This is a genomic window from Geodermatophilus sp. SYSU D00703 (assembly GCF_054050155.1).
Genome location: NZ_JBJGYU010000014.1, coordinates 25,831 through 48,933, shown reverse-complemented (window position 1 = coordinate 48,933; position 23,103 = coordinate 25,831). Strand labels below are relative to the sequence as shown.

The following is a 23,103-nucleotide window of genomic DNA, read 5'->3' as shown; positions in this document are numbered from 1 at the left end:
ATCCGATGGACATGGTGTAAGCCACCGAATGCGTGAAACGGAGTCTGCTGTGTCTGCACCCATGGCGAGCGCCGCCCGCGGCGTCACCCGCGTGCTCATCCTCGCCGATGCCCCCGTCCTGCGGCGGGGTCTGGTGAGCATGATCAACGAGACCGCCGGCATGCAGTCGGTCGGGACACCCGGCGAACTGCGCAGGGCGCTGACCCTGGTCGAGACCGCCCGCCCGGACGCCGTCGTCGTCGAGTTGGGCCCCGGCCGCGCCGCCACGCTGAACGCCTGCCGCGACCTGCGCCGCCGGTACCCGCGCGTGACGATCGTGGCCCTGGGCACGTCCGAGGACCCGGCCGTGGTCAACGAGGCGCTGGCCGCCGGCGTCCGCGGCTACCTCATGATCAACACGTCGCCGACGCTGCTCGGGTGGGCGATCCTCGCCGCCCGCGCCGGCCGGACCGTGGTCGACCCCCAGATCCGCCGCGTCGAGCCCTCGGCCACCCCGACGGCCAAGCCGTTGACGCCCGAGGTGCCGCTGACCCGGCGCGAGTCCGACGTGCTCGACGAGCTGATCCAGGGCCAGTCCAACCGGCAGATCGGCCGCAACCTGTTCATCAGCGAGGACACCGTCAAGTCCCACGTCAAGGCGATCCTGCGCAAGCTGGGCGCCCGCGACCGGGCTCACGCGGTCTCCCTGGTGCTCTCCTCGCGCAACGGTGGGTGCACCTGCGGCGCCCACAGCCTCGCCTCCGCCGAGGTCTGACCTCCCGTACTCCGGGGCGTCGGTGGCCTCGCCGCCGTCACCGGCCCCCGGGGCGCCCGTCCGGACCGTCCGCCTCCTCGGCGGTCCGCCCGGGCGCCGACCGGGCCGCTCGCCGGCCCACCGCTCGGGCCGTCGCCGGCCCGCCGGTCCACGGGCCGGTCCCCTCTGATCCCGGGGACCGGCCCCTGGCGTTTCCGGCCCCTGGCGTTCCGGGTCCGGGCCTCTCCGGCCCCCGGCGCCCCGCGTGCCGACGTCCGCCGGGCGCCCCGCGTGCGGACGTCCGCCGGAGCCGCCGGGAGTCGTGATCCGGTCACCGTCGCGTCGTACTGTCGGACCGCGATGCCTCCCCGTACCACCTCCGCCGCCGTCGAGCCGGCTTCCCGCGTCCGGCGGGTGCCGTCCGGCGAGGAGCGGCCCGACGCGCTGTGGGACATGGAGCGCTCCCTGCGCCGTCGTGGGTTCGAGGCGATCGCCGGTGCCGACGAGGCCGGCCGGGGTGCCTGCGCCGGACCCCTCGTCGCCGCCGCCTGCGTGCTCCCCGCCGGCCGCCGGGGCCGGGTCCCCGGACTGGCGGACTCCAAGCTGCTGACCGCCGCGGCGCGGGAGCGCGTCTACGAGGAGGTCGTCGACCGCGCCGTCGCCTGGTCGGTCGTCGTCATGCCGGTGGCCGACCTCGACGCCCGGGGCATGCACGTGACCAACATCGAGGCCCTGCGCCGGGCGGTGTGGACCCTCGACCCAGGCGCGGACTACGTCCTCACCGACGGGTTCCCCGTGTCCGGCCTGGCCCGCCCCACCCTGGCGGTGTGGAAGGGCGACCGGGTGGCGGCGTGCGTCGCCGCCGCGTCCGTGCTCGCCAAGGTCACCCGAGACCGGATCATGCTCGACCTGCACGAGCGGTGGCCGGAGTACGACTTCGCCGTCCACAAGGGCTACATCACCGACGCGCACAGCGCCGCCCTCGACCGTCACGGCCCCTGCCCGGAGCACCGCATGCGCTTCGTCAACGTCGCCCGCGCCCGCGATGCACACGCCGAGCGGGTACTCCAGCTGACCGGCTCCGCCGCCATGGTCGATGATGGGGCCATGCGCCCTGTGTCCGGAGAGTCGCGATGAGCACCGAGGACCTGGAGAAGTACGAGACCGAGATGGAGCTGCAGCTCTATCGCGAGTACCGGGACATCGTCCGGCAGTTCACCTACGTGGTGGAGACCGAGCGGCGCTTCTACCTGGCCAACTCCGTCGACCTGCAGGTCCGGGAGGCCGGGGGAGAGGTGTACTTCGAGCTCAAGCTCTCCGACGCCTGGGTGTGGGACATGTATCGGCCGGCGCGGTTCGTGCGCAACGTGCGCGTGCTGACCTTCAAGGACGTCAACGTCGAGGAGCTGGACAAGCCCGACCTCGAGCTGCCCGACGGCCCCCGGCTGACCTGACTCCCGCACCACGACGCCCAGGTTGCCCCCACCCGTCGTCGTCGACGGCCTGGCCGTCCACAGGCCCCTCGTCCGTCCACAGACCGCTGCCGGGCATGGCGCGGGCGACCGCGGGCGATCGACGGTCGCCGGGTGCACAGGACATCGGACCTCGGCATCCACGGCGAGCGCATCGCCGCCGCCTACCTCACCGACAGGGGCCTGCGGGTCCTCGACCGGAACTGGCGCTGCCGCGACGGTGAGCTCGACATCGTCGCCCGCGAGGGCGACGCGCTCGTCTTCTGCGAGGTGAAGACCCGCCGCGCCGTCGGCTTCGGCCACCCCGTGGAGGCGGTCGACGCGCGCAAGCAGCGCCGGCTGCGGACGCTGGCCCAGCGGTGGCTCGCCGCCCACGAGGAGCACGCTCCCGAGCTCCGGTTCGACGTGGTCGGGGTGCTGCTCCGGCCCGCGCAACCGGCGTTGGTCACGCACCTCCGGGCGGCGTTCTCGTGACGCTCGCCCGCACCTGGTCGGTCGGGCTGGCCGGGGTGCACGGCGCGATGGTCGACGTCGAGGTCGACATGTCGGCCGGGGTCCCGCAGGTGGTGCTCGTCGGACTGCCCGACGCGGTCGTCCGGCAGTCCGTGGACCGTGTGCGGGCGGCCGTGGTCAACGCCGGTGGCCGCTGGCCGCTGCGCCGGATCACCATCGGCCTGTCCCCGGCGTCGATGCCCAAGCAGGGGAGCGGCTTCGACCTGGCGCTGGCCGCCGCGGTGCTCGCCGCGGACGGAGCCGTCCCCGCGGAGTCGGTGGGCCGGCTGGTGCTGGTCGGGGAGCTGGGCCTGGACGGCTCCGTCCGCGCCGTCCGCGGGGTGCTGCCCGCCGTGCTCGCCGCGGCCCGGGCCGGACACGGCACGGTCGTGGTCCCCGCAGGCAACGCGGAGGAGGCCGCGCTGGTCGACGGCGTCGAGGTGCTCGCCGCCGGCACCCTCGCCGAGCTCGTCACCCACCTCCAGGGGCGGGCGGTGCTGCCGCGGTACACCCGCGGCCCGCTGCCGCCGCTGCCCCCGGGCCCGGACCTGGGGGACGTCGTCGGCCAGGCCGTCGGGCGCCGCGCGGTCGAGGTGGCGGCCGCCGGTGGTCACCACCTGTTCCTGACCGGGCCTCCGGGTGCCGGCAAGACGATGCTCGCCGAGCGGCTGCCCGGGCTGCTGCCGCCGCTCGACGAGCAGGCGGCCCTCGAGGTGACCGCGATCCACTCCGTGGCGGGCACCCTGCCGCCCGGGGCGCCGCTGGTGACCCGCCCGACGTTCGAGGCGCCGCACCACTCGGCGACGATGGCCGCGCTGGTCGGCGGCGGGTCCGGGCTGATCCGTCCGGGAGCGCTCTGCCGGGCCCACCGCGGGGTGCTCTTCCTCGACGAGGCCCCGGAGTTCCCGCGCGCGGTCCTGGACACGCTGCGCCAGCCGCTGGAGCGCGGGCAGGTGACGATCTCGCGGGCCAGCGGAGCGTCGACCTTCCCGTGCCGGGCGCAGCTGGTGCTGGCCGCCAACCCCTGTCCCTGCGCCAGCGCCGCGGGCGAGGCCGCCTGCACCTGCAGTGCCCTGGAGCGGCGGCGCTACCAGTCACGGTTGTCCGGTCCGCTGCTGGACCGCATCGACCTGCGCGTCGACCTGCCCGCGGTCACCCGTGCGGCGTGGCTGGAGGTCGGCACCGCGCCGGAGTCGACCGCGGCCGTGGCCGAGCGGGTGCTCGCGGCGCGCGGCGCGGCCGCCGAGCGGCTCGCCGGGACGGAGCTCACGCTCAACAGCCAGGTGCCCGGCCGGATGCTGCGGGAACGTTGGTCACCACCCCGGCCGGCGCTGCGGCTCGTCGACCGGGCCCTCGAGCGCGGAGCTCTGTCGGTGCGCGGCTACGACCGCGTCCTCCGGGTGGCCTGGACCCTCGCCGACCTCGCCGGACGGGTGGTGCCCGCGGCCGACGACGTGGCCGAGGCTCTCGGTCTGCGGCTGCAGCGGGTGGCGGCATGACCGCCGTGCCCAGCCTCGACGAGGACATGGAGGAGGGCCTGGCCTCGTCCGCCGGCGTTGACGGGGGCGCGTCGCCCTCGGTGCGCCGGGCCCGGGCGTGGCTGAGCCGGGCGGCGGAGCCGGGGAGCGTCTCCTTCTGGCGCTTCGTCGACGACCTGGGTCCCGTGGAGGCCGTGCGCCGGTTGCGGAGCGGTCGCGCACCCGACGCCGTCCGTGCCCTCGTGGGCGCCCGGGCCGAGCAGGACGCCTCGCTGGCCGACCTGGCCCGGGCCGAGCGCTGCGGTGCCCGGCTCGTGGTCCCCGAGGACGACGAGTGGCCCGCCCTGCTGCTGCACGCGCTGACCCTCGCGACGAGCGCGGAGCCGGACGACGCCCGCCAGCAGTCGCCGCGCACGACCGCTCCCGTGCCGCCGCTGGCCCTGTGGCTGCGCGGCCCGGGGCGGCTCGCCGAGCTGGCCGACCGGTCGGTCGCCGTCGTCGGCGCCCGCGCGTCCACCGCCTACGGGGAGCACGTGGCCGGAGAGCTCGGGCACCAGCTGGGGGAGCGGGGCTGGACGGTCGTCTCCGGCGGGGCCTTCGTGATCGACGCGGCCGCGCACCGGGGCGCTCTCGCCGCGCAGGCGCCGACCATCGCGGTCCTGGCGTGCGGGGTCGACCGGGCCTACCCGGCGGCGCACGGAGCACTGTTCCACCGCATCGCCGAGGAGGGGTTGCTGGTCAGCGAGTGGCCACCCGGAGCCGCGCCGCACAAGCACCGCTTCCTGGTCCGCAACCGGCTCATCGCCGCGCTGACGTGCGGCACCGTCGTCGTGGAGGCCGCCGCCCGATCCGGGGCCCAGGCGACCGCGCGCCGGGCGGGCCGGCTCGGCCGGCGGGTGCTCGTGGTGCCCGGCCCGGTGACCTCCGCCATGTCGGTCGGCTGCCATGAACTGCTGCGCGACGCGGAGCTGGGCGCGGCGCTCGTCGCCAACGCGGCGCACGTGCTCGAGGAGGTCGGCCGGCTGGGGGAGGACCTCGCCGACCCGCCGGTGCGGCCGACCGGACCGCGGGACGGGCTGTCGGACGTCGCCGTCCGGGTCCTGGACGCCTGCCCGGTGCGCGCCGGGGTCAGCCCCGAGCGGCTGGCCGCGACCGCCGGCTGCGACGTGCTCGACGTGCTGCGCGTGCTGCCGGCGCTGGAGCTCGCGGACCTGGTGGAGCGGACCGGCGCAGGGTGGCGGCTCAAGCCGCCGGACCGGCCGGAGCGCGGTGCGCGGTGAGGGACGGGCGGGGAGCCCGGTGCCAGCGGGGAGGAACGGAACTGGCGGGTCCAGGGGTCGGCGCGGCTGCTTGACCGGCGGCGGGCGCCGTCGGACCGTTCCGGGGTGACCGCCCGGACCGCCGACGCGCGCGCTGCGCTGCCGCGGCAGCTGGCCGAGGCGCTGGCCGGGTACGAGGACCACCTGCGCACTCAACGGGACCTGTCCGAGCACACCGTCCGCGGGTACGTCGGGGACGCCGTCTGGCTGCTCGACCACCTCACCCGGCGCGGCGGCACCCGCGTCGACGACCTCGACCTGGCCGCGCTGCGCAGCTGGCTGGCGCAGGGCCGCACCCGCGGCGCCGGTCGGGCCACCACCGCGCGGCGGGCCGCGGCGGCGCGGTCGTTCACCGGCTGGCTGCGGCGGGCCGGCCTGACCGCCGAGGACGTCGGCCAGCGGCTGGTCAGCCCGAAGGCGCACCGCGTCCTCCCCGACGTACTCGCGCCGGACCAGGCGCGGACCGTCGTGGAGTCGGCCGCCGGCGCGGAGGAGCCGATCGGGCTGCGCGACGCCGTCGCCCTCGAACTGCTCTACGCCAGCGGCATCCGGGTCAGCGAGCTCGTGGGCCTCGACGTGGACGACGTCGACCGCGGCCGCCGGCTCCTGCGGGTCCTCGGCAAGGGCCGCAAGGAGCGCAGCGTCCCCTACGGCGTCCCGGCCGAGCGCGCTCTGGACGCCTGGCTGACCCGCGGTCGGCCCGCCCTGGCGACGGCCGACTCCGGCCCGGCGCTCCTGCTGGGGCGGCGCGGACGACGGCTGGACCCCCGCGAGGTGCGCCGCACCGTCCACGCGGCCGTGGCCGCGGCGCCCGGGGCCCCCGACGTCGGCCCGCACGGCCTGCGGCACTCCGCGGCCACCCACGTGCTCGAGGGCGGGGCCGACCTGCGCTCCGTTCAGGAGCTGCTGGGCCACGCCAGCCTCGCCACCACCCAGATCTACACCCACGTGACGGTCGAGCGGCTGCGGGCGGTCCACGCCCAGGCCCATCCGCGCGCCTGACGGGAGTCCCCGACGTGTCTGACACAGTTGTCGTGCCCGCGATCGAATCGCCCACCCTGCCCACCCCGAGGCGGCCCTGGCCGGCCTCCGAACCATCGGGAGCGCAGACCGTGCCCGAGGCCACCATCCACCGGCTCGACGGGGCCCACGACGACGCCGACGCCGCGCTGGCCGAGCTGTGGGTCACCTACGTCACCGATCGCGACCCCGCCCTCCGGGACCGGCTGATCCTGCACTACGCACCGCTGGTGAAGTACGTCGCCGGGCGGGTGGGCAGCGGCCTGCCCGCGCACGTCGAACAGGCCGACCTCGTCTCCTACGGCACCTTCGGTCTGATCGATGCGATCACCCGCTACCAGCCCTCCCGCGAGGTGAAGTTCGAGAGCTACGCGATGGCGCGCATCCGCGGCGCGATCATCGACGAGCTGCGCAGCACCGACTGGATCCCGCGGTCGGTGCGGATGAAGGCCCGCCAGTTCGAGCGCACCGTCGCGACGCTGGAGAGCCGCCTGCGGCGCAGCCCCACCGACGAGGAGGTGGCCGCCGAGATGGACATGGACGTCGAGGAGGTCCGCAAGTTCCTCGGCCAGCTCTCCCTGGTCAACGTCGTGGCCCTCGACGAGCTGCTCTCGGACGACGAGGGCGGCGCGCCGCGGCTGGTCGACACGCTGCAGGACCCCAGCGCCCTGGACCCGCAGGCGATGGCCGAGCACGGCGAGGCCCGCCAGCTCCTCGCGCGGGCCGTGGAGCAGCTGCCCGAGCGGGAGAAGGTCGTGGTCAGCCTGTACTACTTCGAGGGCCTGACCCTGGCCGACATCGGCCGCGTGCTCGGGGTCACCGAGAGCCGCATCTGCCAGCTGCACACGAAGGCGGTGCTGCACCTGCGGACCAAGCTCGCCGACATCGCGTGACGCCAGCCCGGGGAGCATCGCAGCGAGGAACGAGCGAGGAGCGGACCCGGGCGCGGAGCCACGTCATGGCAGTCGCGTGACGACGGCCCGGGGAGCATCGCAGCGAGGAGCTTCCCAGGGCATGGAGTCGCGCCGCAGTGATGGCCTGACGCACCCCGTGCCCGCGCCGGCCCTCGTCTACGACGGCGACTGCGGCTTCTGCACCCGCGCCGCCGAGGTGGCCCGCCGCCTCCTGCCGCGGGACGCCGCGGTGACCCCGTGGCAGACCACGGACCTGGCGGCGATCGGCGTCACCCCGGCGCGTGCGCGGCGCGAGGTCCTCTGGGTGTCCCGGTCCGGCCGGGTGTCCGGGGGTGCCCGTGCCGTGGCCGAGGCCCTCCGGGCGGCCGGCGGACCGTGGGCCCTGATCGGGGTCGCCCTGCGCGTGCCCCCGCTGTCCTGGCTGGCCCGGGGCGTCTACCGGCTGGTCGCGGCCAACCGCATGCGGCTGCCGGGCGGCACCGCGGCCTGCGCCGTCCCGCAGCCGGAGGCCGACCGGCCGCGGCGCGACGGCAGCAACCCGGCCCCGTGACCGCGGCCGGTCACCCGAGCGGCAGCAGCCGCACCTCCGGCGGCTCCAGCAGCCCCATCGGGTCCAGGTAGGTCTCGCCGCGGCGCAGCCCCCAGTGCAGGCACGCGGCGACCGGGCAGCCGGCGTGCCCCGCGGCCAGCGTGCCCAGCGGCGAGCCCCGGGCCACCGCCTGGCCCGCGCCGACGGTCGCCGCGACCGGCTCGTACGTCGTCCGCAGGCCGCCGGGGTGGTCGACGCTCACCACCGGCCGGCCGGCGACCACCCCGGCGAACGCCACGACGCCGTCCCCGGCGGCCAGGACGACCGAGCCCGACCCCCCGGCGAGGTCCACGCCCCGGTGACCGGCGGCGTACGGGCCCGGCGGCGGCTCGAACGGCCGCGTTGCCGCGCCGTCGAGGGGCCGCACCCACAGCGCGGGGGACGGAGGAGGCGACGGCTCGGCGAGGGCGGGAGCGGGGCCGACCACGAGGGCCACGGCGAGCAGCAGGAGGGCGAGGCGGCGCACGGCGGGAGCCTGCGCCCGGAGCGGCGCGCACGGGCGGTGCGACGGCGGGCTGTGGACGGTCCCGGCTGCTGGGGAAGGCGCCTCCGCGCGAGGCGTATGCTGTGGGGCGCGATCCGCCTCGACGCGGGTCGACTTCGCGCGTCCTCGCACCCGCTGCAGCCAGTGGGTCGGTCGCCACCTCGGTCCCCGTGGGAGTCCCCGCGGGGTGGTGTGGCGCCCGTGGACGCCAGGGCGGCGCACCACCCGGTGCCCGCGACAACCGAGGAGCGCGGCCGCCGGGCGACCGCGCGCGACAGAAGGGCTGCGGCCATGGCAGTCGTCAGCATGAAGCAGCTGCTCGACAGCGGCGTCCACTTCGGGCACCAGACCCGTCGCTGGAACCCGAAGATGAAGCGGTTCATCTTCACCGAGCGCAACGGCATCTACATCATCGACCTGCAGCAGACGCTCGGGTACATCGACAACGCCTACGAGTTCGTCAAGCAGACGGTCGCGCACGGCGGGACGATCCTGTTCGTCGGCACCAAGCGCCAGGCGCAGGAGGTCGTCGCCGAGCAGGCGCGGCGCGTCGGCATGCCCTACGTCAACCAGCGCTGGCTGGGCGGCATGCTCACCAACTTCTCGACCGTCCACAAGCGGCTGCAGCGCCTCAAGGAGCTCGAGGACATGGAGCAGACCGGCGTGATGGCCGGCCTGTCCAAGAAGGAGCAGCTGGGCCTGACCCGCGAGAAGGCCAAGCTGGAGCGCAGCCTCGGCGGTATCCGCGACATGCAGAAGGTGCCCAGCGCCATCTGGATCGTGGACACCAAGAAGGAGCACATCGCCGTCGGCGAGGCCCGCAAGCTCAACATCCCGGTCGTCGCGATCCTCGACACCAACTGCGACCCCGACGAGGTCGACTACAAGATCCCGGGCAACGACGACGCCATCCGCAGCATCACCGTGCTGACCCGCGTCGTCGCCGACGCCGTCGCCGAGGGCCTCATGGCCCGCTCGGCCGCGCAGGCCAACGCCGGTCGTGCGGACGGCGGCGAGCAGGTCATCGGCGGCGACGAGCCGCTGGCCGACTGGGAGCGCGAGCTGCTCACCGGCCAGCAGGGTGAGGCCGCGGCCACCGAGCTGCCCGAGACCCCGGCCGCCGCGCCCACGGTCACCGCCGGCGACGTCGCCCCGGTCGAGGGCGTGCCCGCCACCGGCGACACCGCCACCGGCACGCAGGGCGCCCAGAACGGCTGAGGAAGGACCCGTCCCTCACCTCTCGCACGCTCGGGGTGAGACCCGGGACGGGGCCTGCCGTCCGGCACCTCACTGACTCTCCGCACCACCGCCACCCAGACCCCAGAGGGAAGTGACATGGCTGACTTCACCGCTGCCGACGTCAAGCGTCTCCGCGACGCGACCGGCGCCGGGATGATGGACTGCAAGAAGGCGCTGACCGAGGCCGAGGGCGACTACGACAAGGCCGTCGAGCTCCTCCGCATCAAGGGCGCCAAGGACGTCGGCAAGCGCCTCGAGCGCTCGACGACCAACGGTGTCGTCGTCAGCAAGGACGGCGCGCTGCTCGAGCTCGACTGCGAGACCGACTTCGTCGCCAAGAACGCCGACTTCGTCAAGCTCGCCGAGCGGCTGCTGGACATCGTCCTGGAGCACAAGCCGGCCGACGTCGAGGCGCTGCTGGCCACCGAGGTCGACGGCCAGACCGTCGCCGCGCTCGTCGAGGGCGAGTCCGCCCGCATCGGCGAGAAGCTCGTCCTGAGCCGGTTCGCCGTCTTCGAGGGCACCACCTCCACCTACCTGCACAAGCGGGCCACCGACCTGCCGCCGGCCATCGGTGTCGCCGTGCAGTACTCCGGTGGCAGCGAGGACGCCGCCCGCAGCCTGGCGATGCACATCGCCGCCGCGCGCCCGCGCTTCCTGTCCCGCGACGAGGTCCCCGCCGAGACGGTCGAGACCGAGCGCCGCGTGGCCGAGCAGACCGCCAAGGAGGAGGGCAAGCCGGAGCAGGCGATCGTCAAGATCGTCGAGGGCCGCGTCAACGCCTTCTACAAGGACTTCGTCCTGCTCGAGCAGCCGTCGATCACCGAGCCCAAGCGCACGGTGAAGCAGATCCTCGACGAGGCCGACCTGACCGTTGAGCGGTTCGCCCGCTTCGAGGTCGGCCAGGCCTAGCCGGCCCTCCTGCAGGGTCCCGCCGCGAGCACGCGAGCGGCGGAGGGCAGGAGCGTCCTCTCCCACTGGCCCCGTCCCGACCCCGGGACGGGGCCAGTGGTCTGTCCGGGGTGGCACCGTGGGTACCCCTGCCCGAGAGAGAGCCGCTGAGCCGATGCGGCAGGATCAGGGGAACGCCGCCGAGCGAGGGATGAACCGTTGACCGACACCGCCGCGCCGAACGACACCGTGCCGCTGTCCGCCCCCTCCGCCTTCGAGCCCGCCGACGACACGGGCTACAAGCGGGTCCTGCTGAAGCTCTCCGGCGAGGCCATGGGCAACGGCAAGGTGGGCGTCGACTCGGCCACCGTGCAGAGCATCGCCGAGCAGCTCGCCAAGGTCGTCCACGGCGGCACCCAGGTGGCCGTCGTCATGGGCGGCGGCAACTTCTTCCGCGGCGCCGAGCTGTCGCAGGCGGGCATGGACCGCCGGCACGCCGACTACATGGGCATGCTCGGCACCGTCATGAACTGCCTGGCGCTGCAGGCCTTCTGCGAGCAGGTGGGCCTGGAGACGCGGGTCCAGACCGCGATCACCATGGGACAGGTCGCCGAGCCCTACATCCCCCGCAAGGCGGTCCGCCACCTGGAGAAGGGCCGGCTGGTCATCTTCGGCGCCGGGGCCGGCATGCCGTACTTCTCGACCGACACGGTGGCCGCGCAGCGGGCGCTCGAGATCGGCTGCCAGGTGCTGCTGATGGCCAAGAACGGGGTGGACGGCGTCTACGACGACGACCCGCGCACCAACCCCGAGGCGGTCATGTACCACCACCTCGACTACGCGACGGTGCTGGCCAAGCAGCTGAAGGTGGCCGACGCGACCGCGATCAGCCTGTGCATGGACAACCGCATGCCGATCGTCGTCTTCAACCTGCTGCGTGACGGCAACATCGCCCGTGCCGTCGCAGGTGAGAAGATCGGGACGCTGATCAGCGACCCGGCCTGACCGGCGCACACCCAGCCAGCAGACCCCCGTGACACCGGCGATGCAGCACACGCCGCCCCAGGAGGAGAGACCCGTGATCGACGACACCCTGCTCGATGCCGAGGAGCGGATGGACAAGGCCCTGTCGGTCGCGCGGGAGGACCTCGGCTCGGTGCGCACCGGACGGGCCGCGCCGGCGATGTTCAACAAGATCCTGGTCGACTACTACGGCGCGCCGACCCCGGTGCCGCAGATGTCGTCGATCACCGTGCCCGAGGCGCGGATGGCGGTCATCAAGCCCTACGACAACGGGCAGCTGTCGGCCATCGAGAAGGCCATCCGCGACAGCGACCTGGGCGTCAACCCGACCAACGACGGCCAGATCATCCGCGTGGTCTTCCCGCAGCTGACCGAGGAGCGCCGCCGCGACCTGGTCAAGATGGCCCGGTCCAAGGGTGAGGACGCGAAGGTCGCCATCCGCAACATCCGGCGACGCAGCAAGGAGGAGCTCGACCGCATCGCCAAGGACGGCGAGGCGGGCGAGGACGAGGTGCGCCGCGCGGAGAAGGAGCTCGACGACCTCACCGCCAAGCACGTGCACTCGATCGACGAGGCGGTCAAGCACAAGGAGGGCGAGCTGCTCGAGGTCTGAGCTCGCCCGGGTCCTCCCGCTCATGACACCCGACCCCGACACCGGGCCGATCCCCGTCGCCGGCCCGCGCCCCACCCCGCCCGCGCCGCCGCAGCCTCGCCCGGCCCGCGAGAGGCGGACGGCGCAGGTGCCGGTCGCCGAGCCGGCGACCGTAGAGGCCCCGGCGGCGGGCGCCCCGGGTCCGGCTCCGGACCCCGGCGCGCCGGCCCCTGACGCACCGGACCCCGACGCTCCCGCCGCCCCGGCGCGGAAGCAGGGCCGGGCCGGCCGGGACATGGTGGCCGCCGTCGGCGTCGGCGTCGGGCTCGGCGCGGTCATCGTCGGCTCGCTGCTGGTCTACCGACCGGCGTTCCTGCTGGTCCTCGTCGCGGCGATCCTGGTCGGGATCGTCGAGCTCACCCGCGCCGTGGAGGCCGGCGGGGCCCGCGCGCCGCTGCCCCCCGTGGTCGTCGGCGCGGTGGCGATGCTGGGGCTGGCGTGGACCCGCGGCGCGGCGGGGCTGGTCGTCGGGTTCCTGCTGACCGTCCTCGCCGTCCTGCTGTGGCGGCTCGGCGACGGCCCCGAGGGCTACCTCCGGGACGCCTCCGCCGGCGTCCTGGTCGCCGCCTACGTGCCGCTGCTGGCCGGGTTCGCCGTCCTGCTGCTCGTGCCCGACGACGGCGTGGCGCGGGTGCTGGCGTTCATCGCCACAGTGGTCGGCAACGACGTCGGCGGCTTCGCGGCCGGGGTGCTGATCGGCAAGCACCCCATGGCGCCGTCGGTCAGCCCGAAGAAGTCCTGGGAGGGGATGGCGGGGTCGATCCTCGCCTGCGTGGTGATCGCGACGCCGATCGTCACCCTGGCCCTCGACGGCCCCTGGTGGGGCGGCGTGCTGTTCGGCGCGGCATTGGCGGTCACGGCCACGGTCGGCGACCTGGGGGAGTCGCTGATCAAGCGGGACCTCGGCATCAAGGACATGGGCACGCTGCTGCCCGGCCACGGCGGCATCATGGACCGGCTGGACTCCCTGCTGCCCTCGGCCGCGGTCGCCTACCTGCTGCTGTCCTGGGTCGCCCCCGTCTGAGCCCGCGCTCAGCCGCCGCGGCCGACGTCCCAGGTGGACCCGAGCACGGCGAACCCGCGGCGGGCGTACCAGTGCCGCGGCCAGTCCCCGGCGTGCGCCTCCAGGACGACGAGGTCGCAGCCGGCCTCGGCGGCCAGCGTGACCAGCCGGGCCAGGACGGCGTCGCCGTACCCGCGGCCGCGGGCGTGCGGCTCGGTCATCACCGACTCGATCGCGGCCGTCGCGCCGTCGACCCGCAACTGACCGGCGGCCACCAGGTGTCCCTCCTCGCGGACCGCGACGTCGGTCACCGCCACCACCGCCCCGGTGCGGTGCTCACGCCCGACGAGCTGGGCGACGACCTCGTCGAGCTCCGGCAGGGCGGGCAGGTCGCGTCGCCAGGACCGGTCCCAGAGCTCGTGCAGCTCCCGCTGGTCCACCACCTCGGCCCGGGCGCCACCGTCCAGGGGGGCGGCCGGGCGGCCCATGACCAGCAGCTCGGAGACCTCCCAGCCGCGGCCGGCCAGCTCGGCGGCGACGCTCCCCGCGTCGGGCCAGCGCAGGACGGCGGCGGGGATGGGCAACCCGGACTCGAAGGCCGCCCGCTCGACGGCCGCGGCGTCCACCGGCGCGGTCAGGAGCAGGGTGTTGTCGTCGCGGGAGTGGGGATAGCGCGGATCGGCCACCAGCACCCCGCCGGGCACGTCGCGCACCTCGGGAGCCCGGCGGACCGCCAGGGAGGTCTGCAGCGCCACGGCGCGGCCGAGCGCGTCGTCCGGCGTCGGCAACACCGGCTCGGCCGGCGGCCGCCACGGCACGACCGCCACCACGGCCGACGTCGGCAGGGGTCCGTAGAGGTGGGGGAAGCGCGTGCCGGGCGGGTCCTCGGGGTGCCCCGGTTCCCAGCGCAGGGGGTCGGCCAGGCGCGCGGGGTCGACGGCGAGCAGCACCAGGTCGCGGCGGCCCGGGAACAGCCGCTGCGCGGGCAGGTGCACCTGCTCGGGAGTCGACAGGTGGACGCAGCCGGCGTCGGCCAGCGACGGCGGGCGCAGGGCACCGGCGTCCAGGGCGGCACGCCACGCCGCGGCCTCGGTCAGGTGGAGGAGGACGGTCACCAGCCGGGACCGTCGAGCGGCGGGTCGGGGTCGATGCCGTGCTCGGCCAGTGCCGCCTCGACCGCCTCGCACACGGTGCGGACCACCGCGACCCGGGCAGTGCGCTTGTCGTCGGCGGGGACGACGTGCCACGGGCCGCCGGGGTGGTCGGTGCGCTGGAGCATCTCCTCGACGGCGGCCTCGTAGGCCGGCCGCTTCTCGCGGTTGCGCCAGTCCTCGTCGGTGAGCTTCCAGGCGCGGTAGGGGTCGTCGCGGCGGGACTCGAAGCGGCGCAGCTGCTCGTCGGGGGAGACGTGCATCCAGAACTTGACCAGGACCATCCCCTCGGCGGCCAGCGTGGTCTCCAGGTCGACGATCTCGGCGTAGGCCCGGCGCCACTGCTCCTCGGTGGCGAACCCCTCCACCCGTTCGACGAGGACGCGGCCGTACCAGGTGCGGTCCAGGACGGCCATGCCGCCCCAGCCGGGCAGCACCGGCCAGAACCGCCACAGGAAGTGGTGCCGCTTCTCGTCGTGGCTGGGCGCGGCGAACTGCGCCACCCGGACGTGCCGGGGGTCGAGCGGCTCCACCAGGCGCTTGATCGCGCCGCCCTTGCCCGAGGCGTCCCACCCCTCGAAGAGCACGCACAGCGGGGGGCCGAGGTCGCCCATGCCGATCTGCCCGCCGAGCAGCAGGCGCAGGTGCACCAGCCGCCGCTGGGCCTGGGCGAGCTGCTCCTTGGCGTCGCCCTTGGACAGACGGGCGTCGAGGTCGACCTCCGCGAGACGGCTCATGGCCGGAGCCTGGCACGACAGCGCCGGTGCGGCACGAGACGAGGTGGCAGGTGGGCGGGAGGAGTGGGCCCGGAGGGCCCCCGACGAGCGGCCGGGTGGGCTCAGCGGCGGCCGGGGACGGCACCCGGCCGCGGTGTCATCCGGAGGATGACGATGTCATCGCGTGCAGCCGGATCCAGGCGTGCATCGCGATCCCGGCGGCGACGCCGGCGTTGATCGAGCGGGTGGAGCCGAACTGCGCGATCGACAGCACCCCGTCCGCGGCCGCGCGCGCCTCGTCGGTCAGCCCGCTGCCCTCCTGGCCGAAGAGCAGGACGCAGGCGCGGGGGAGCGGCTCGGTCTCCAGCGGCCGCGCCCCGGGCAGGTTGTCGACGGCCAACAGCGGCAGCCCCTCCGCCCGCGCCCACGTGGCGAGCGCTGTCACGTCGGGGTGGTGCCGCACGTGCTGGTAGCGGTCGGTCACCATCGCCCCCCGCCGGTTCCAGCGACGCCGTCCGACCACGTGCACGGCCTCGGCGAGGAAGGCGTTCGCCGTCCGGACGACGGTCCCGATGTTGAGGTCGTGCTTCCAGTTCTCGATGGCCACGTGGAAGGGGTGCCGGCGCTGGTCGAGGTCGGCGACGATCGCCTCGACGGTCCAGTACCGGTACCGGTCGACGACGTTGCGGCGGTCGCCGCCGGCCAGCAGCTCGGGGTCGTAGCGCGGGTCCTCGGGCCAGGGCCCCTCCCACGGGCCGACCCCCACGCCGTCGACGGGGGTGAGTTCCCTCTCGGCCTCGGTCACCCGGCCGACGCTAGTGGGACCATGGAGGACGCCATGACTGCCCTGCCCCTGGTCTTCGACGCCCCCCGCCGGGGCAAGCCGCCCCGCCACCTCGCCGACCTCACCCGCGAGGAGGCGCGCGCGGCGGTGACCGAGCTCGGCCAGCCGGCCTTCCGCGCCGACCAGCTGTCCCGGCACTTCTACCGGGGCGTCACCGACCCGGCGCAGATGACTGACCTGCCCGCCGCCGTCCGCGAGTCGCTCACCGGCGCGCTGCTGCCGGGGCTGCTCACGCCGGTGCGCCACCAGTCCGCCGACGGCGGGCGCACCCGCAAGACGCTGTGGCGGCTGCACGACGGCGCGCTGGTCGAGAGCGTGCTCATGCGCTACCCGGACCGCGCCACCGTCTGCATCTCCAGCCAGGCCGGCTGCGGCATGGCCTGCCCCTTCTGCGCGACCGGTCAGAGCGGGCTCACCCGCAACCTGTCCGCCGCCGAGATCATCGGCCAGGCCGTCGCGGCCGCCGCGGCGATGGCGAGCGGGGAGGTCCCCGGCGGGCCCGGGCGGCTGTCCAACGTCGTCTTCATGGGCATGGGGGAGCCGCTGGCCAACTACGCGCGGGTGCGCAAGACCGTCGACGCCCTGGTGACGCCGGCGCCGCACGGGCTGGGGCTCTCGCAGCGCTCGGTGACCGTCTCGACCGTGGGCGTCGTCCCGGCGATCCGGCGGCTCACCGAGGAGGGCCTGCACGTCACCCTGGCGGTCAGCCTGCACGCACCGGACGACGAGCTGCGCGACACCCTCGTGCCGATCAACACCCGCTGGAAGGTCCAGGAGGTCGTCGCCGCCGCCGACGCCTACGCCGAGCGCACCGGCCGCCGGTACTCGGTCGAGTACGCCCTCATCCGCGACGTCAACGACCAGCCGGAGCGGGCCGACCTGCTCGGCCGGCTGCTCGCCGGGCGCCGCGCGCACGTCAACCTCATCCCGCTCAACCCGACGCCGGGCAGCCCGTGGGACGCGAGCCCCCTGCCGGCGCAGCGGGAGTTCGTCCGGCGGCTGCGTGCCGCCGGCGTGCCGACGACGGTCCGCGACACCCGCGGGCAGGACATCGACGGCGCCTGCGGCCAGCTGGCCGCGGCGGATCTGAGGCCCCGTCCCGAGCGTGCGAGGGATGAGGAGAACGGGGTCCTTCTCGGCGTCCCGAGTGTCGCGGTGCCGCAGCCGTCGCTGGAGCCGCCGGTCGAGCTGGGCGCCGAGGCGGACGAGGCGGACGAGTGAGCGACCGGGCCGAGCCGACGGCGCCGTCGGCGGAGGCCCACGAGCACATCCACGCCGACGTCTCCGGCGGCTGGCTGCGGGCGGCCGTCTTCGGCGCCATGGACGGGCTGGTGACCAACACCGCGCTCGTCGCCGGCGTCGGCGGCGGCGGGGCGGCACCGCGGGCCATCGTGCTCGCCGGGACGGCCAGCCTGGTGGCCGGCGCCATCTCCATGGCGCTGGGCGAGTACACCTCCGTGAAGACGCAGAACGAGCAGCTCGACCTCGAGGTCGCCAAGGAGCGCCGCGAGATGGAGCGCAACCCCCGTGGGGAACTGGCCGAGCTCGTGCAGATGCTGCGGGTGCGCGGCGTCGACGCCGACCTCGCGCAGCGTGTCGCCGTCCAACTGCACCGGGACCCCGACGTCGCGCTGCGGTTGCACGTCGTCGCCGAGATCGGGCTCAACCCCGAGGAGAAGCCCTCGCCGAGGACGGCGGCGGTCTCGTCGTTCCTCACCTTCGCGACCGGCGCAGCGGTGCCGCTGCTGCCGTACCTGTTCGGCGCCTCGCTGCTGTGGGTGGCGCTGCTGTGCGGCGGGATCGGGCTGGCCTCCGCCGGGGCCCTGTCCTCCCGCTTCACCCCGCGGCCGTGGTGGTCCGCCGCCGCGCGCCAGTTCCTCTTCGGGGCGCTGGCCGCCGGGATCACCTACGCGATCGGCGTGGCGATCGGCGTCACCGTCTCCTGAGTCGGCTCGAGGCTCGCGCCGACCGCGCGAGGCGTGAGAAGGACGGGTTCCCCCTACTGGCTGCGCCAGGCGTTCTTCCGGCGGAAGTAGTCCATCACCTTGATGATGATCATGATCGCGACCAGCGCGACGAGCCAGTAGTCCTCCATCCGGCCCTCGTGGTTGCCGATCAGGTAGGCCGCCAGGAACAGGATCGCGACCCACGAGGCGATCCGGCCGGCGCGGCCGGTCTCGCCGTGCCAGCCCCACTCCTCCGGCCGCTCGTGCTCGACCGCGTGTGCGTCGTGGCGGACGACCGCCTCCTCGCGCCCGGGCTGGTTGACCCGCTCGGTCGCGGGGTGGTCCGTCGCGATGCGCTCGCGGTGGGTCTGCTCGCTCACGGGCCCATTCTGGCAGGAGGGTCTCCCGCGCACCGCCCGAGGGAGGGCGGCGCGCCGACCTCGGGGAGGATGCACCTGTGAGCGACCTGCGCGAGGTGACCGTGCTCGGGTCCACCGGCTCGATCGGCCGGCAGGCGATCGCCGTGGCCGAGCAGAACCCCGACCGGCTGCGGATCACCGGGCTGGCCGCCGGGGGCGGGGACGTCGGACTGCTGGCCGAGCAGGCCCTCACCCTCGGCGTCCGCACGGTCGCGGTCGCGCGGGCCACCGCCGCCCAGGACCTCCAGCTGGCCTTCTACGCCGCCGCCTCCCAGCGCGGCTGGTCGACCGGCCGGTTCGCCCTCCCCGAGATCCTCGCCGGACCGCGCGCGGCCGAGGAGCTCGCCGCCCGGCCCGCCGACGTCGTCCTCAACGGGATCACCGGCTCCATCGGCCTGGGTCCCACCCTCGCCGCGCTCGCCGCCGGGCGGACCGTCGCGCTGGCCAACAAGGAGTCGCTGGTGGCCGGCGGGGCGCTGGTGACCGCGGCCGCGGCGCCGGGCCAGCTGGTGCCGGTGGACTCCGAGCACTCGGCGCTGGCGCAGTGCCTGCGCGGCGGCGCCCGCAGCGAGGTCGCCCGGCTGGTGCTCACCGCCAGCGGCGGGCCGTTCCGCGGCCGCAGCGCCGCCGAGCTCGACGGCGTCACCGTGGAGCAGGCGCTGGCCCACCCGACGTGGAACATGGGGCCGGTCGTCACGATCAACTCCGCGACGCTGGTCAACAAGGGCCTCGAGCTGATCGAGGCGCACCTGCTCTTCGACGTCCCCTACGCCGACGTCGACGTCGTCGTGCACCCGCAGTCGATCGTGCACTCGATGGTGACCTTCGCCGACGGCGCCACCATCGCGCAGGCCAGCCCGCCGGACATGCGGCTGCCGATCGCGCTCGCGCTGGCCTGGCCCGACCGGCTGCCGCACGTGCAGCCGGCGCTGGACTGGGCGACGGCCAGCACCTGGGAGTTCGCGCCGCTGGACGACGAGGCGTTCCCCGCCGTGGCGCTGGCCCGGTCGGCGGGGGAGGCGGGTGGCGTGGTCCCGGCGCTGTACAACGCGGCCAACGAGGAGGCGGTCGCCGCGTTCCTGGCGGGTCGCCTGTCGTTCCGGGGCATCGTCGACCTCGTCGCGCGTACCCTCGACGACGCGCCGGACCTCGGCGCCCCCACCACCGTCGACGACGTCCTGGCGGCGGAGAAGTGGGCCCGGGAGCACGCCCGGGGAGTCATCGCCGGAGGCTGAGCTGAGCGGGTTCCTCCTGACCGTCCTCGGGATCGTCGCGTTCGCGATCGGCCTGCTGTTCTCCATCGGCTTCCACGAGTACGGCCACTTCCACTGGGCCCGCAGGTTCGGCATGCGGGTGCCGCAGTTCATGGTCGGCTTCGGTCCGACGGTGTTCTCGCGGCGCCGCGGCGAGACCGAGTACGGCATCAAGGCCGTCCCGCTCGGTGGCTACATCCGGATCGTCGGGATGATCCCGCCGGCCGAGGAGGGCGAGAGCAAGCGCGCCACCCGGATGCGCAGCTTCATCGCCGAGGTCCGCGGCCAGGCGCTCAACGACGTCCGCCCCAGCGACGCCGGGCGGGTGTTCTACGCCAAGCCCTGGTGGCAGCGGGTCATCGTCATGTTCGCCGGGCCGTTCCACAACCTGGTCCTGGCGGTCGTCTTCTTCACGGTCACGCTGACCGCCGTGGGCACCAGCGTGCTGACGACGACGGTGCGCGACGTGCCGGCCTGCGTGCTGCCCGCCGGGGCCGCCAGCGCCACCGCCGAGGACCCGTGCTCGGTCCCGATCACCGCCGACGGGCAGCTGTGCGAGGCCGGCGCGAGCGGCTGCGCGGAGCCGCAGCAGAGCCCCGCGGCCGCCGCGGGCCTGCGCCCGGGCGACACGATCGTGGCCATCGGCGGCCAGCAGCTGGACCGCACGGCCTACGACAGCTGGACGGCGGTGCAGGAGGCGATCCGCAGCCACCCCGGCCAGGAGCTGGCGCTGACCATCGAGCGGGACGGCGAGCGGCGCGACCTCACCGTCACCCCGATCGCCAACACCGTCTACGTCGAGGCCGGCAGCGAGGAGACCACGACCGCCGGCTACCTCGGGGTCTCGCCGACCGTGGAGCTGGCCCGCCAGTCGTGGAGCGCCGTCCCCGGCTACTTCGGCCAGATCGTCGTCAACTCGGTGGAGCGGCTGGTCGAGATCCCCGAGAGGGTCCCACAGCTGTTCCGGGCGGCCTTCCTCGGCGAGGAGCGCGACGAGAACGGGCCGATCGGCGTCGTCGGCGTCGGCCGGATCTCCGGTGAGGTCTTCGCCATCCAGGAGTTCTCCGGCGCGGAGAAGGTCAGCTTCTTCCTGAGCCTGCTGGCCAGCGTCAACCTGGTGCTGTTCCTGTTCAACCTGCTGCCGATCTACCCCCTGGACGGCGGGCACATCGCCGGCGCGCTCTACGAGAAGGCCCGGGCGACCGTCGCCCGGCTGCGCGGACGCCCCGACCCCGGACCGTTCGACATCGCCCGGCTCATGCCCGTGGCCTACGTCGTGGCGGGGTTGTTCATCGTGCTCTCGGGGCTGCTGCTCGTGGCCGACATCGTCAACCCCATCACGCTGCAGTAACGGCGCGGGTCACAGCCGCGGCGGCGGCACCACGGTGCACGCCGGGCGATACTGGGTGTCATGGCGACCCCCGTCAGTCTCGGCATGCCCGCTGCGCCCCCGCCCGTCCTCGCCCCCCGGCGGCAGACCCGCCAGCTCGACGTCGGCGGCGTCGGGGTCGGCAGCGACTTCCCCGTCAGCGTGCAGTCGATGACGACGACCAAGACCGCCGACATCAACGCCACGCTGCAGCAGATCGCCGAGCTCACCGCCGCCGGCTGCCAGATCGTGCGGGTCGCCGTCCCCGACACCGACGACGCCGAGGCGCTGCCGGCGATCGCGGCGAAGTCGCAGATCCCGGTGATCGCCGACATCCACTTCCAGCCGCGCTACGTGTTCGCCGCGATCGACGCCGGCTGCGCCGCCGTCCGCGTGAACCCCGGCAACATCAAGAAGTTCGACGACAAGGTCGGCGAGATCGCCAAGGCCGCCGCTGACGCCGGCATCCCCATCCGGATCGGCGTGAACGCCGGCTCGCTGGACAAGCGGCTGCTCGCCAAGTACGGCAAGGCCACCCCCGAGGCGCTGGTGGAGTCGGCGCTGTGGGAGTGCTCGCTGTTCGAGGAGCACGGCTTCCGCGACATCAAGATCTCGGTCAAGCACAACGACCCGGTCGTCATGGTGCGGGCCTACGAGCTGCTCGCCGCGCAGTGCGACTACCCGCTGCACCTCGGCGTCACCGAGGCCGGGCCGGCCTTCCAGGGCACGATCAAGTCCGCCGTCGCCTTCGGCGCCCTGCTCAGCAAGGGCATCGGCGACACCATCCGCGTCTCCCTCTCCGCCCCGCCGGTGGAGGAGGTCAAGGTCGGCACCCAGATCCTCGAGTCGCTCAACCTGCGCCAGCGGGGCCTGGAGATCGTGAGCTGCCCGTCCTGCGGCCGGGCCCAGGTCGACGTCTACCGGCTGGCCGACGAGGTCACCGCCGGGCTCGACGGGCTGGAGGTGCCGCTGCGCGTGGCGGTCATGGGCTGCGTCGTCAACGGCCCGGGGGAGGCCCGCGAGGCCGACCTCGGGGTCGCCTCCGGCAACGGCAAGGGGCAGATCTTCGTCAAGGGCGAGGTCATCAAGACCGTGCCCGAGTCGCAGATCGTCGAGACGCTCATCGAGGAGGCCATGCACCTGGCCGCCCAGATGCCTGCCGGCGAGCAGGCGGAGGACGGCGTCCCCGCAGGCCCCGTCGTCACCGTCAGCTGACCGACGCAGGTGCTGCGCACCCCGACCGCCCGGGTCCTCGACGAGACCGACGAGCCGGCCGTCCGACGCCTGCTGGGGACCGACCCCGTGGCCGCGTGCGTCATCGCCGGGCGGGTCGAGGTCGCCGGCACCGCCGCCCGGGCGCTGGGCGCCCCGCTGTGGGGCTTCGGGGCCGGCCGCACCCTGGATGCGGTCTGCCTGGCCGGGGCCAACCTCATCCCGTTCGCCCTGCCCGGCGCGGAGCGGGCCGCGGCGGCCGCCTTCGCCGAGCGGGCCCGGCGGGCCGGCCGGCGGTGCTCGACGATCGTGGGGCCGGCGGCCGCCGTCGACCCCCTGTGGGAGCTGCTGCAGCCGTCCTGGGGACCGCCCCGTGACCACCGCCCCCGGCAGCCGCTCATGGCCATCGAGGGGCCGCCGGCGGTGACGCCCGAGCCCCGCGTGCGGCCGGTGCGCCCCGCGGAGCTCGAGGTCCTGCTGCCGGCCGCGGTGGCCATGTTCACCGAGGAGGTGGGGGTCAGCCCGCTGCGGGTCGACGGCGGCGCCGGCTACCGCGCACGGGTCGCCGACCTGGTCCGCGCCGGGCAGTCGCTGGCCTGGATCGAGGACGGCGAGGTCCTGTTCAAGGCCGAGATCGGCGCGGTGTCGCGGACGGTCTGCCAGGTCCAGGGCGTGTGGGTGGCCTCTGCCCACCGGGGACGCGGCATCGGCACCGCAGGCACCGCCGCGGTGGTCGAGTACGCCCGCACGGCGATCGCCCCGGTGGTCAGCCTCTACGTCAACGACTACAACGCCCCCGCCCGCGCCGCGTACGCCCGGGTGGGGTTCCGGGAGGTCGGGCAGTACGCCAGCGTCCTCTTCTGACCGCCCTGCCCGGTGGTCAC

At 74.9% G+C, this 23,103-nt stretch carries 25 protein-coding genes; 20 read left to right on the top strand and 5 right to left on the bottom strand.

Annotation, left to right across the window (positions count from 1 at the left end):
* The first annotated feature begins 49 nt into the window (after nt 1-49).
* From ACI782_RS14870 to ACI782_RS14830, 9 genes are all read left to right on the top strand, one after another.
* Nucleotides 50-754 (top strand): LuxR C-terminal-related transcriptional regulator, encoded by a 705-nt coding sequence (locus ACI782_RS14870; protein WP_456910484.1) that lies wholly within the window; start codon nt 50-52, stop codon nt 752-754.
* A gap of 339 nt (nt 755-1,093) precedes the next feature.
* A complete protein-coding gene (locus tag ACI782_RS14865) occupies nt 1,094-1,870 on the top strand; it encodes a ribonuclease HII (RefSeq protein WP_456910483.1) in 777 nt (258 codons plus the stop codon).
* The gene (locus ACI782_RS14860; protein ID WP_012949990.1) at nt 1,867-2,187 is read left to right on the top strand and encodes a DUF2469 domain-containing protein; all 321 of its coding nucleotides are present in this window, start codon (nt 1,867-1,869) and stop codon (nt 2,185-2,187) included. The genes ACI782_RS14865 and ACI782_RS14860 overlap by 4 nt, the downstream gene beginning before the upstream one ends.
* Nucleotides 2,188-2,319: 132 nt before the next feature.
* On the top strand, nt 2,320-2,679 hold the full coding sequence (locus tag ACI782_RS14855; RefSeq protein ID WP_456910482.1) for a YraN family protein: 360 nt from the start codon (nt 2,320-2,322) through the stop codon (nt 2,677-2,679).
* Nucleotides 2,676-4,196 carry a YifB family Mg chelatase-like AAA ATPase gene (locus ACI782_RS14850; RefSeq protein WP_456910480.1) on the top strand — a complete coding sequence of 507 codons (1,521 nt, stop codon included), beginning with the start codon at nt 2,676-2,678 and terminating at the stop codon, nt 4,194-4,196. Before ACI782_RS14855 ends, ACI782_RS14850 begins: the two co-directional genes overlap by 4 nt.
* Nucleotides 4,193-5,455, top strand: coding sequence for a DNA-processing protein DprA (gene dprA / locus ACI782_RS14845; protein WP_456910478.1), 1,263 nt, complete (start codon nt 4,193-4,195; stop codon nt 5,453-5,455). The genes ACI782_RS14850 and dprA overlap by 4 nt, the downstream gene beginning before the upstream one ends.
* A 105-nt stretch (nt 5,456-5,560) precedes the next feature.
* On the top strand, nt 5,561-6,496 hold the full coding sequence (locus ACI782_RS14840; protein ID WP_456910476.1) for a tyrosine-type recombinase/integrase: 936 nt from the start codon (nt 5,561-5,563) through the stop codon (nt 6,494-6,496).
* Between the two features lie 110 nt (nt 6,497-6,606).
* Nucleotides 6,607-7,407, top strand: coding sequence for an RNA polymerase sigma factor WhiG (whiG, locus tag ACI782_RS14835; RefSeq protein WP_456910474.1), 801 nt, complete (start codon nt 6,607-6,609; stop codon nt 7,405-7,407).
* Nucleotides 7,408-7,528: 121 nt separating this feature from the next.
* Nucleotides 7,529-7,978 carry a thiol-disulfide oxidoreductase DCC family protein gene (locus ACI782_RS14830; RefSeq protein ID WP_456910472.1) on the top strand — a complete coding sequence of 150 codons (450 nt, stop codon included), beginning with the start codon at nt 7,529-7,531 and terminating at the stop codon, nt 7,976-7,978.
* Nucleotides 7,979-7,988: 10 nt separating this feature from the next.
* On the opposite strand, the gene ACI782_RS14825 is transcribed toward ACI782_RS14830, so the two are convergent.
* Complete coding sequence (locus ACI782_RS14825; protein ID WP_456910470.1) at nt 7,989-8,483, bottom strand: M23 family metallopeptidase; 495 nt, start codon at nt 8,481-8,483, stop codon at nt 7,989-7,991.
* A 309-nt stretch (nt 8,484-8,792) separates the two neighbouring features.
* Here ACI782_RS14825 and rpsB point away from each other — a divergent pair, with 309 nt between their 5' ends.
* The 5 genes from rpsB (at nt 8,793) to ACI782_RS14800 (ending at nt 13,330) form a co-directional block, all read left to right on the top strand.
* The gene (rpsB, locus tag ACI782_RS14820; protein ID WP_456910468.1) at nt 8,793-9,719 is read left to right on the top strand and encodes a 30S ribosomal protein S2; all 927 of its coding nucleotides are present in this window, start codon (nt 8,793-8,795) and stop codon (nt 9,717-9,719) included.
* Between the two features lie 117 nt (nt 9,720-9,836).
* A complete protein-coding gene (gene tsf, locus ACI782_RS14815; RefSeq protein ID WP_456910466.1) occupies nt 9,837-10,652 on the top strand; it encodes a translation elongation factor Ts in 816 nt (271 codons plus the stop codon).
* Between the two features lie 198 nt (nt 10,653-10,850).
* Nucleotides 10,851-11,636, top strand: coding sequence for a UMP kinase (pyrH, locus tag ACI782_RS14810; protein ID WP_456910464.1), 786 nt, complete (start codon nt 10,851-10,853; stop codon nt 11,634-11,636).
* A 73-nt stretch (nt 11,637-11,709) separates the two neighbouring features.
* The gene (gene frr, locus ACI782_RS14805) at nt 11,710-12,267 is read left to right on the top strand and encodes a ribosome recycling factor (RefSeq protein WP_456910462.1); all 558 of its coding nucleotides are present in this window, start codon (nt 11,710-11,712) and stop codon (nt 12,265-12,267) included.
* A 22-nt stretch (nt 12,268-12,289) separates the two neighbouring features.
* Nucleotides 12,290-13,330, top strand: coding sequence for a phosphatidate cytidylyltransferase (locus ACI782_RS14800; protein ID WP_456910460.1), 1,041 nt, complete (start codon nt 12,290-12,292; stop codon nt 13,328-13,330).
* 8 nt (nt 13,331-13,338) lie between these two features.
* Here the strand turns inward: ACI782_RS14800 and ACI782_RS14795 are convergent, their stop codons facing one another.
* The 3 genes from ACI782_RS14795 to ACI782_RS14785 all read right to left on the bottom strand — a co-directional run bounded on the left by ACI782_RS14795 (nt 13,339) and on the right by ACI782_RS14785 (nt 15,981).
* A complete protein-coding gene (locus ACI782_RS14795) occupies nt 13,339-14,424 on the bottom strand; it encodes a GNAT family N-acetyltransferase (protein ID WP_456910458.1) in 1,086 nt (361 codons plus the stop codon).
* Nucleotides 14,421-15,197: a polyphosphate kinase 2 family protein gene (locus ACI782_RS14790; protein WP_456910456.1), complete on the bottom strand. Its 777-nt coding sequence runs from the start codon at nt 15,195-15,197 to the stop codon at nt 14,421-14,423. The genes ACI782_RS14795 and ACI782_RS14790 overlap by 4 nt, the downstream gene beginning before the upstream one ends.
* A 136-nt stretch (nt 15,198-15,333) precedes the next feature.
* Entirely contained in the window at nt 15,334-15,981 is a 648-nt protein-coding gene (locus ACI782_RS14785) for a TrmH family RNA methyltransferase (protein WP_456910454.1), read from the bottom strand.
* A 33-nt stretch (nt 15,982-16,014) separates the two neighbouring features.
* Here ACI782_RS14785 and rlmN point away from each other — a divergent pair, with 33 nt between their 5' ends.
* Nucleotides 16,015-17,241 (top strand): 23S rRNA (adenine(2503)-C(2))-methyltransferase RlmN, encoded by a 1,227-nt coding sequence (gene rlmN / locus ACI782_RS14780; protein ID WP_456910452.1) that lies wholly within the window; start codon nt 16,015-16,017, stop codon nt 17,239-17,241.
* The gene (locus ACI782_RS14775; RefSeq protein ID WP_456910450.1) at nt 17,238-17,966 is read left to right on the top strand and encodes a VIT1/CCC1 transporter family protein; all 729 of its coding nucleotides are present in this window, start codon (nt 17,238-17,240) and stop codon (nt 17,964-17,966) included. The genes rlmN and ACI782_RS14775 overlap by 4 nt, the downstream gene beginning before the upstream one ends.
* A gap of 53 nt (nt 17,967-18,019) precedes the next feature.
* Here ACI782_RS14775 and ACI782_RS14770 read toward each other — a convergent pair whose 3' ends face one another.
* The gene (locus tag ACI782_RS14770; RefSeq protein ID WP_456910448.1) at nt 18,020-18,346 is read right to left on the bottom strand and encodes a DUF2631 domain-containing protein; all 327 of its coding nucleotides are present in this window, start codon (nt 18,344-18,346) and stop codon (nt 18,020-18,022) included.
* 77 nt (nt 18,347-18,423) lie between these two features.
* Here ACI782_RS14770 and dxr point away from each other — a divergent pair, with 77 nt between their 5' ends.
* From dxr to ACI782_RS14750, 4 genes are read left to right on the top strand one after another with little or no spacing between them, the layout of a single operon-like run.
* The gene (dxr, locus tag ACI782_RS14765; RefSeq protein WP_456910446.1) at nt 18,424-19,620 is read left to right on the top strand and encodes a 1-deoxy-D-xylulose-5-phosphate reductoisomerase; all 1,197 of its coding nucleotides are present in this window, start codon (nt 18,424-18,426) and stop codon (nt 19,618-19,620) included.
* Nucleotide 19,621: 1 nt separating this feature from the next.
* The gene (locus tag ACI782_RS14760; protein ID WP_456910608.1) at nt 19,622-20,989 is read left to right on the top strand and encodes a M50 family metallopeptidase; all 1,368 of its coding nucleotides are present in this window, start codon (nt 19,622-19,624) and stop codon (nt 20,987-20,989) included.
* 60 nt (nt 20,990-21,049) lie between these two features.
* On the top strand, nt 21,050-22,222 hold the full coding sequence (gene ispG, locus ACI782_RS14755) for a flavodoxin-dependent (E)-4-hydroxy-3-methylbut-2-enyl-diphosphate synthase (RefSeq protein WP_456910444.1): 1,173 nt from the start codon (nt 21,050-21,052) through the stop codon (nt 22,220-22,222).
* A gap of 9 nt (nt 22,223-22,231) precedes the next feature.
* Complete coding sequence (locus ACI782_RS14750; protein ID WP_456910442.1) at nt 22,232-23,083, top strand: GNAT family N-acetyltransferase; 852 nt, start codon at nt 22,232-22,234, stop codon at nt 23,081-23,083.
* The last annotated feature ends 20 nt before the right edge of the window (nt 23,084-23,103 follow it).

Excerpts from the sequence above, each read along its gene's own strand:
- ACI782_RS14865 (WP_456910483.1), top strand. The coding sequence starts at position 1,094 with ATGCCTCCCCGTACCACCTCCGCCGCCGTCGAGCCGGCTTCCCGCGTC.
- ACI782_RS14860 (WP_012949990.1), top strand. The coding sequence starts at position 1,867 with ATGAGCACCGAGGACCTGGAGAAGTACGAGACCGAGATGGAGCTGCAG.
- dprA (WP_456910478.1), top strand. The coding sequence starts at position 4,193 with ATGACCGCCGTGCCCAGCCTCGACGAGGACATGGAGGAGGGCCTGGCC.
- ACI782_RS14830 (WP_456910472.1), top strand. The coding sequence starts at position 7,529 with ATGGAGTCGCGCCGCAGTGATGGCCTGACGCACCCCGTGCCCGCGCCG.
- rpsB (WP_456910468.1), top strand. The coding sequence starts at position 8,793 with ATGGCAGTCGTCAGCATGAAGCAGCTGCTCGACAGCGGCGTCCACTTC.
- tsf (WP_456910466.1), top strand. The coding sequence starts at position 9,837 with ATGGCTGACTTCACCGCTGCCGACGTCAAGCGTCTCCGCGACGCGACC.
- ACI782_RS14800 (WP_456910460.1), top strand. The coding sequence starts at position 12,290 with ATGACACCCGACCCCGACACCGGGCCGATCCCCGTCGCCGGCCCGCGC.
- ACI782_RS14790 (WP_456910456.1), bottom strand. The coding sequence starts at position 15,197 with ATGAGCCGTCTCGCGGAGGTCGACCTCGACGCCCGTCTGTCCAAGGGC.
- rlmN (WP_456910452.1), top strand. The coding sequence starts at position 16,015 with ATGACTGCCCTGCCCCTGGTCTTCGACGCCCCCCGCCGGGGCAAGCCG.
- ispG (WP_456910444.1), top strand. The coding sequence starts at position 21,050 with ATGGCGACCCCCGTCAGTCTCGGCATGCCCGCTGCGCCCCCGCCCGTC.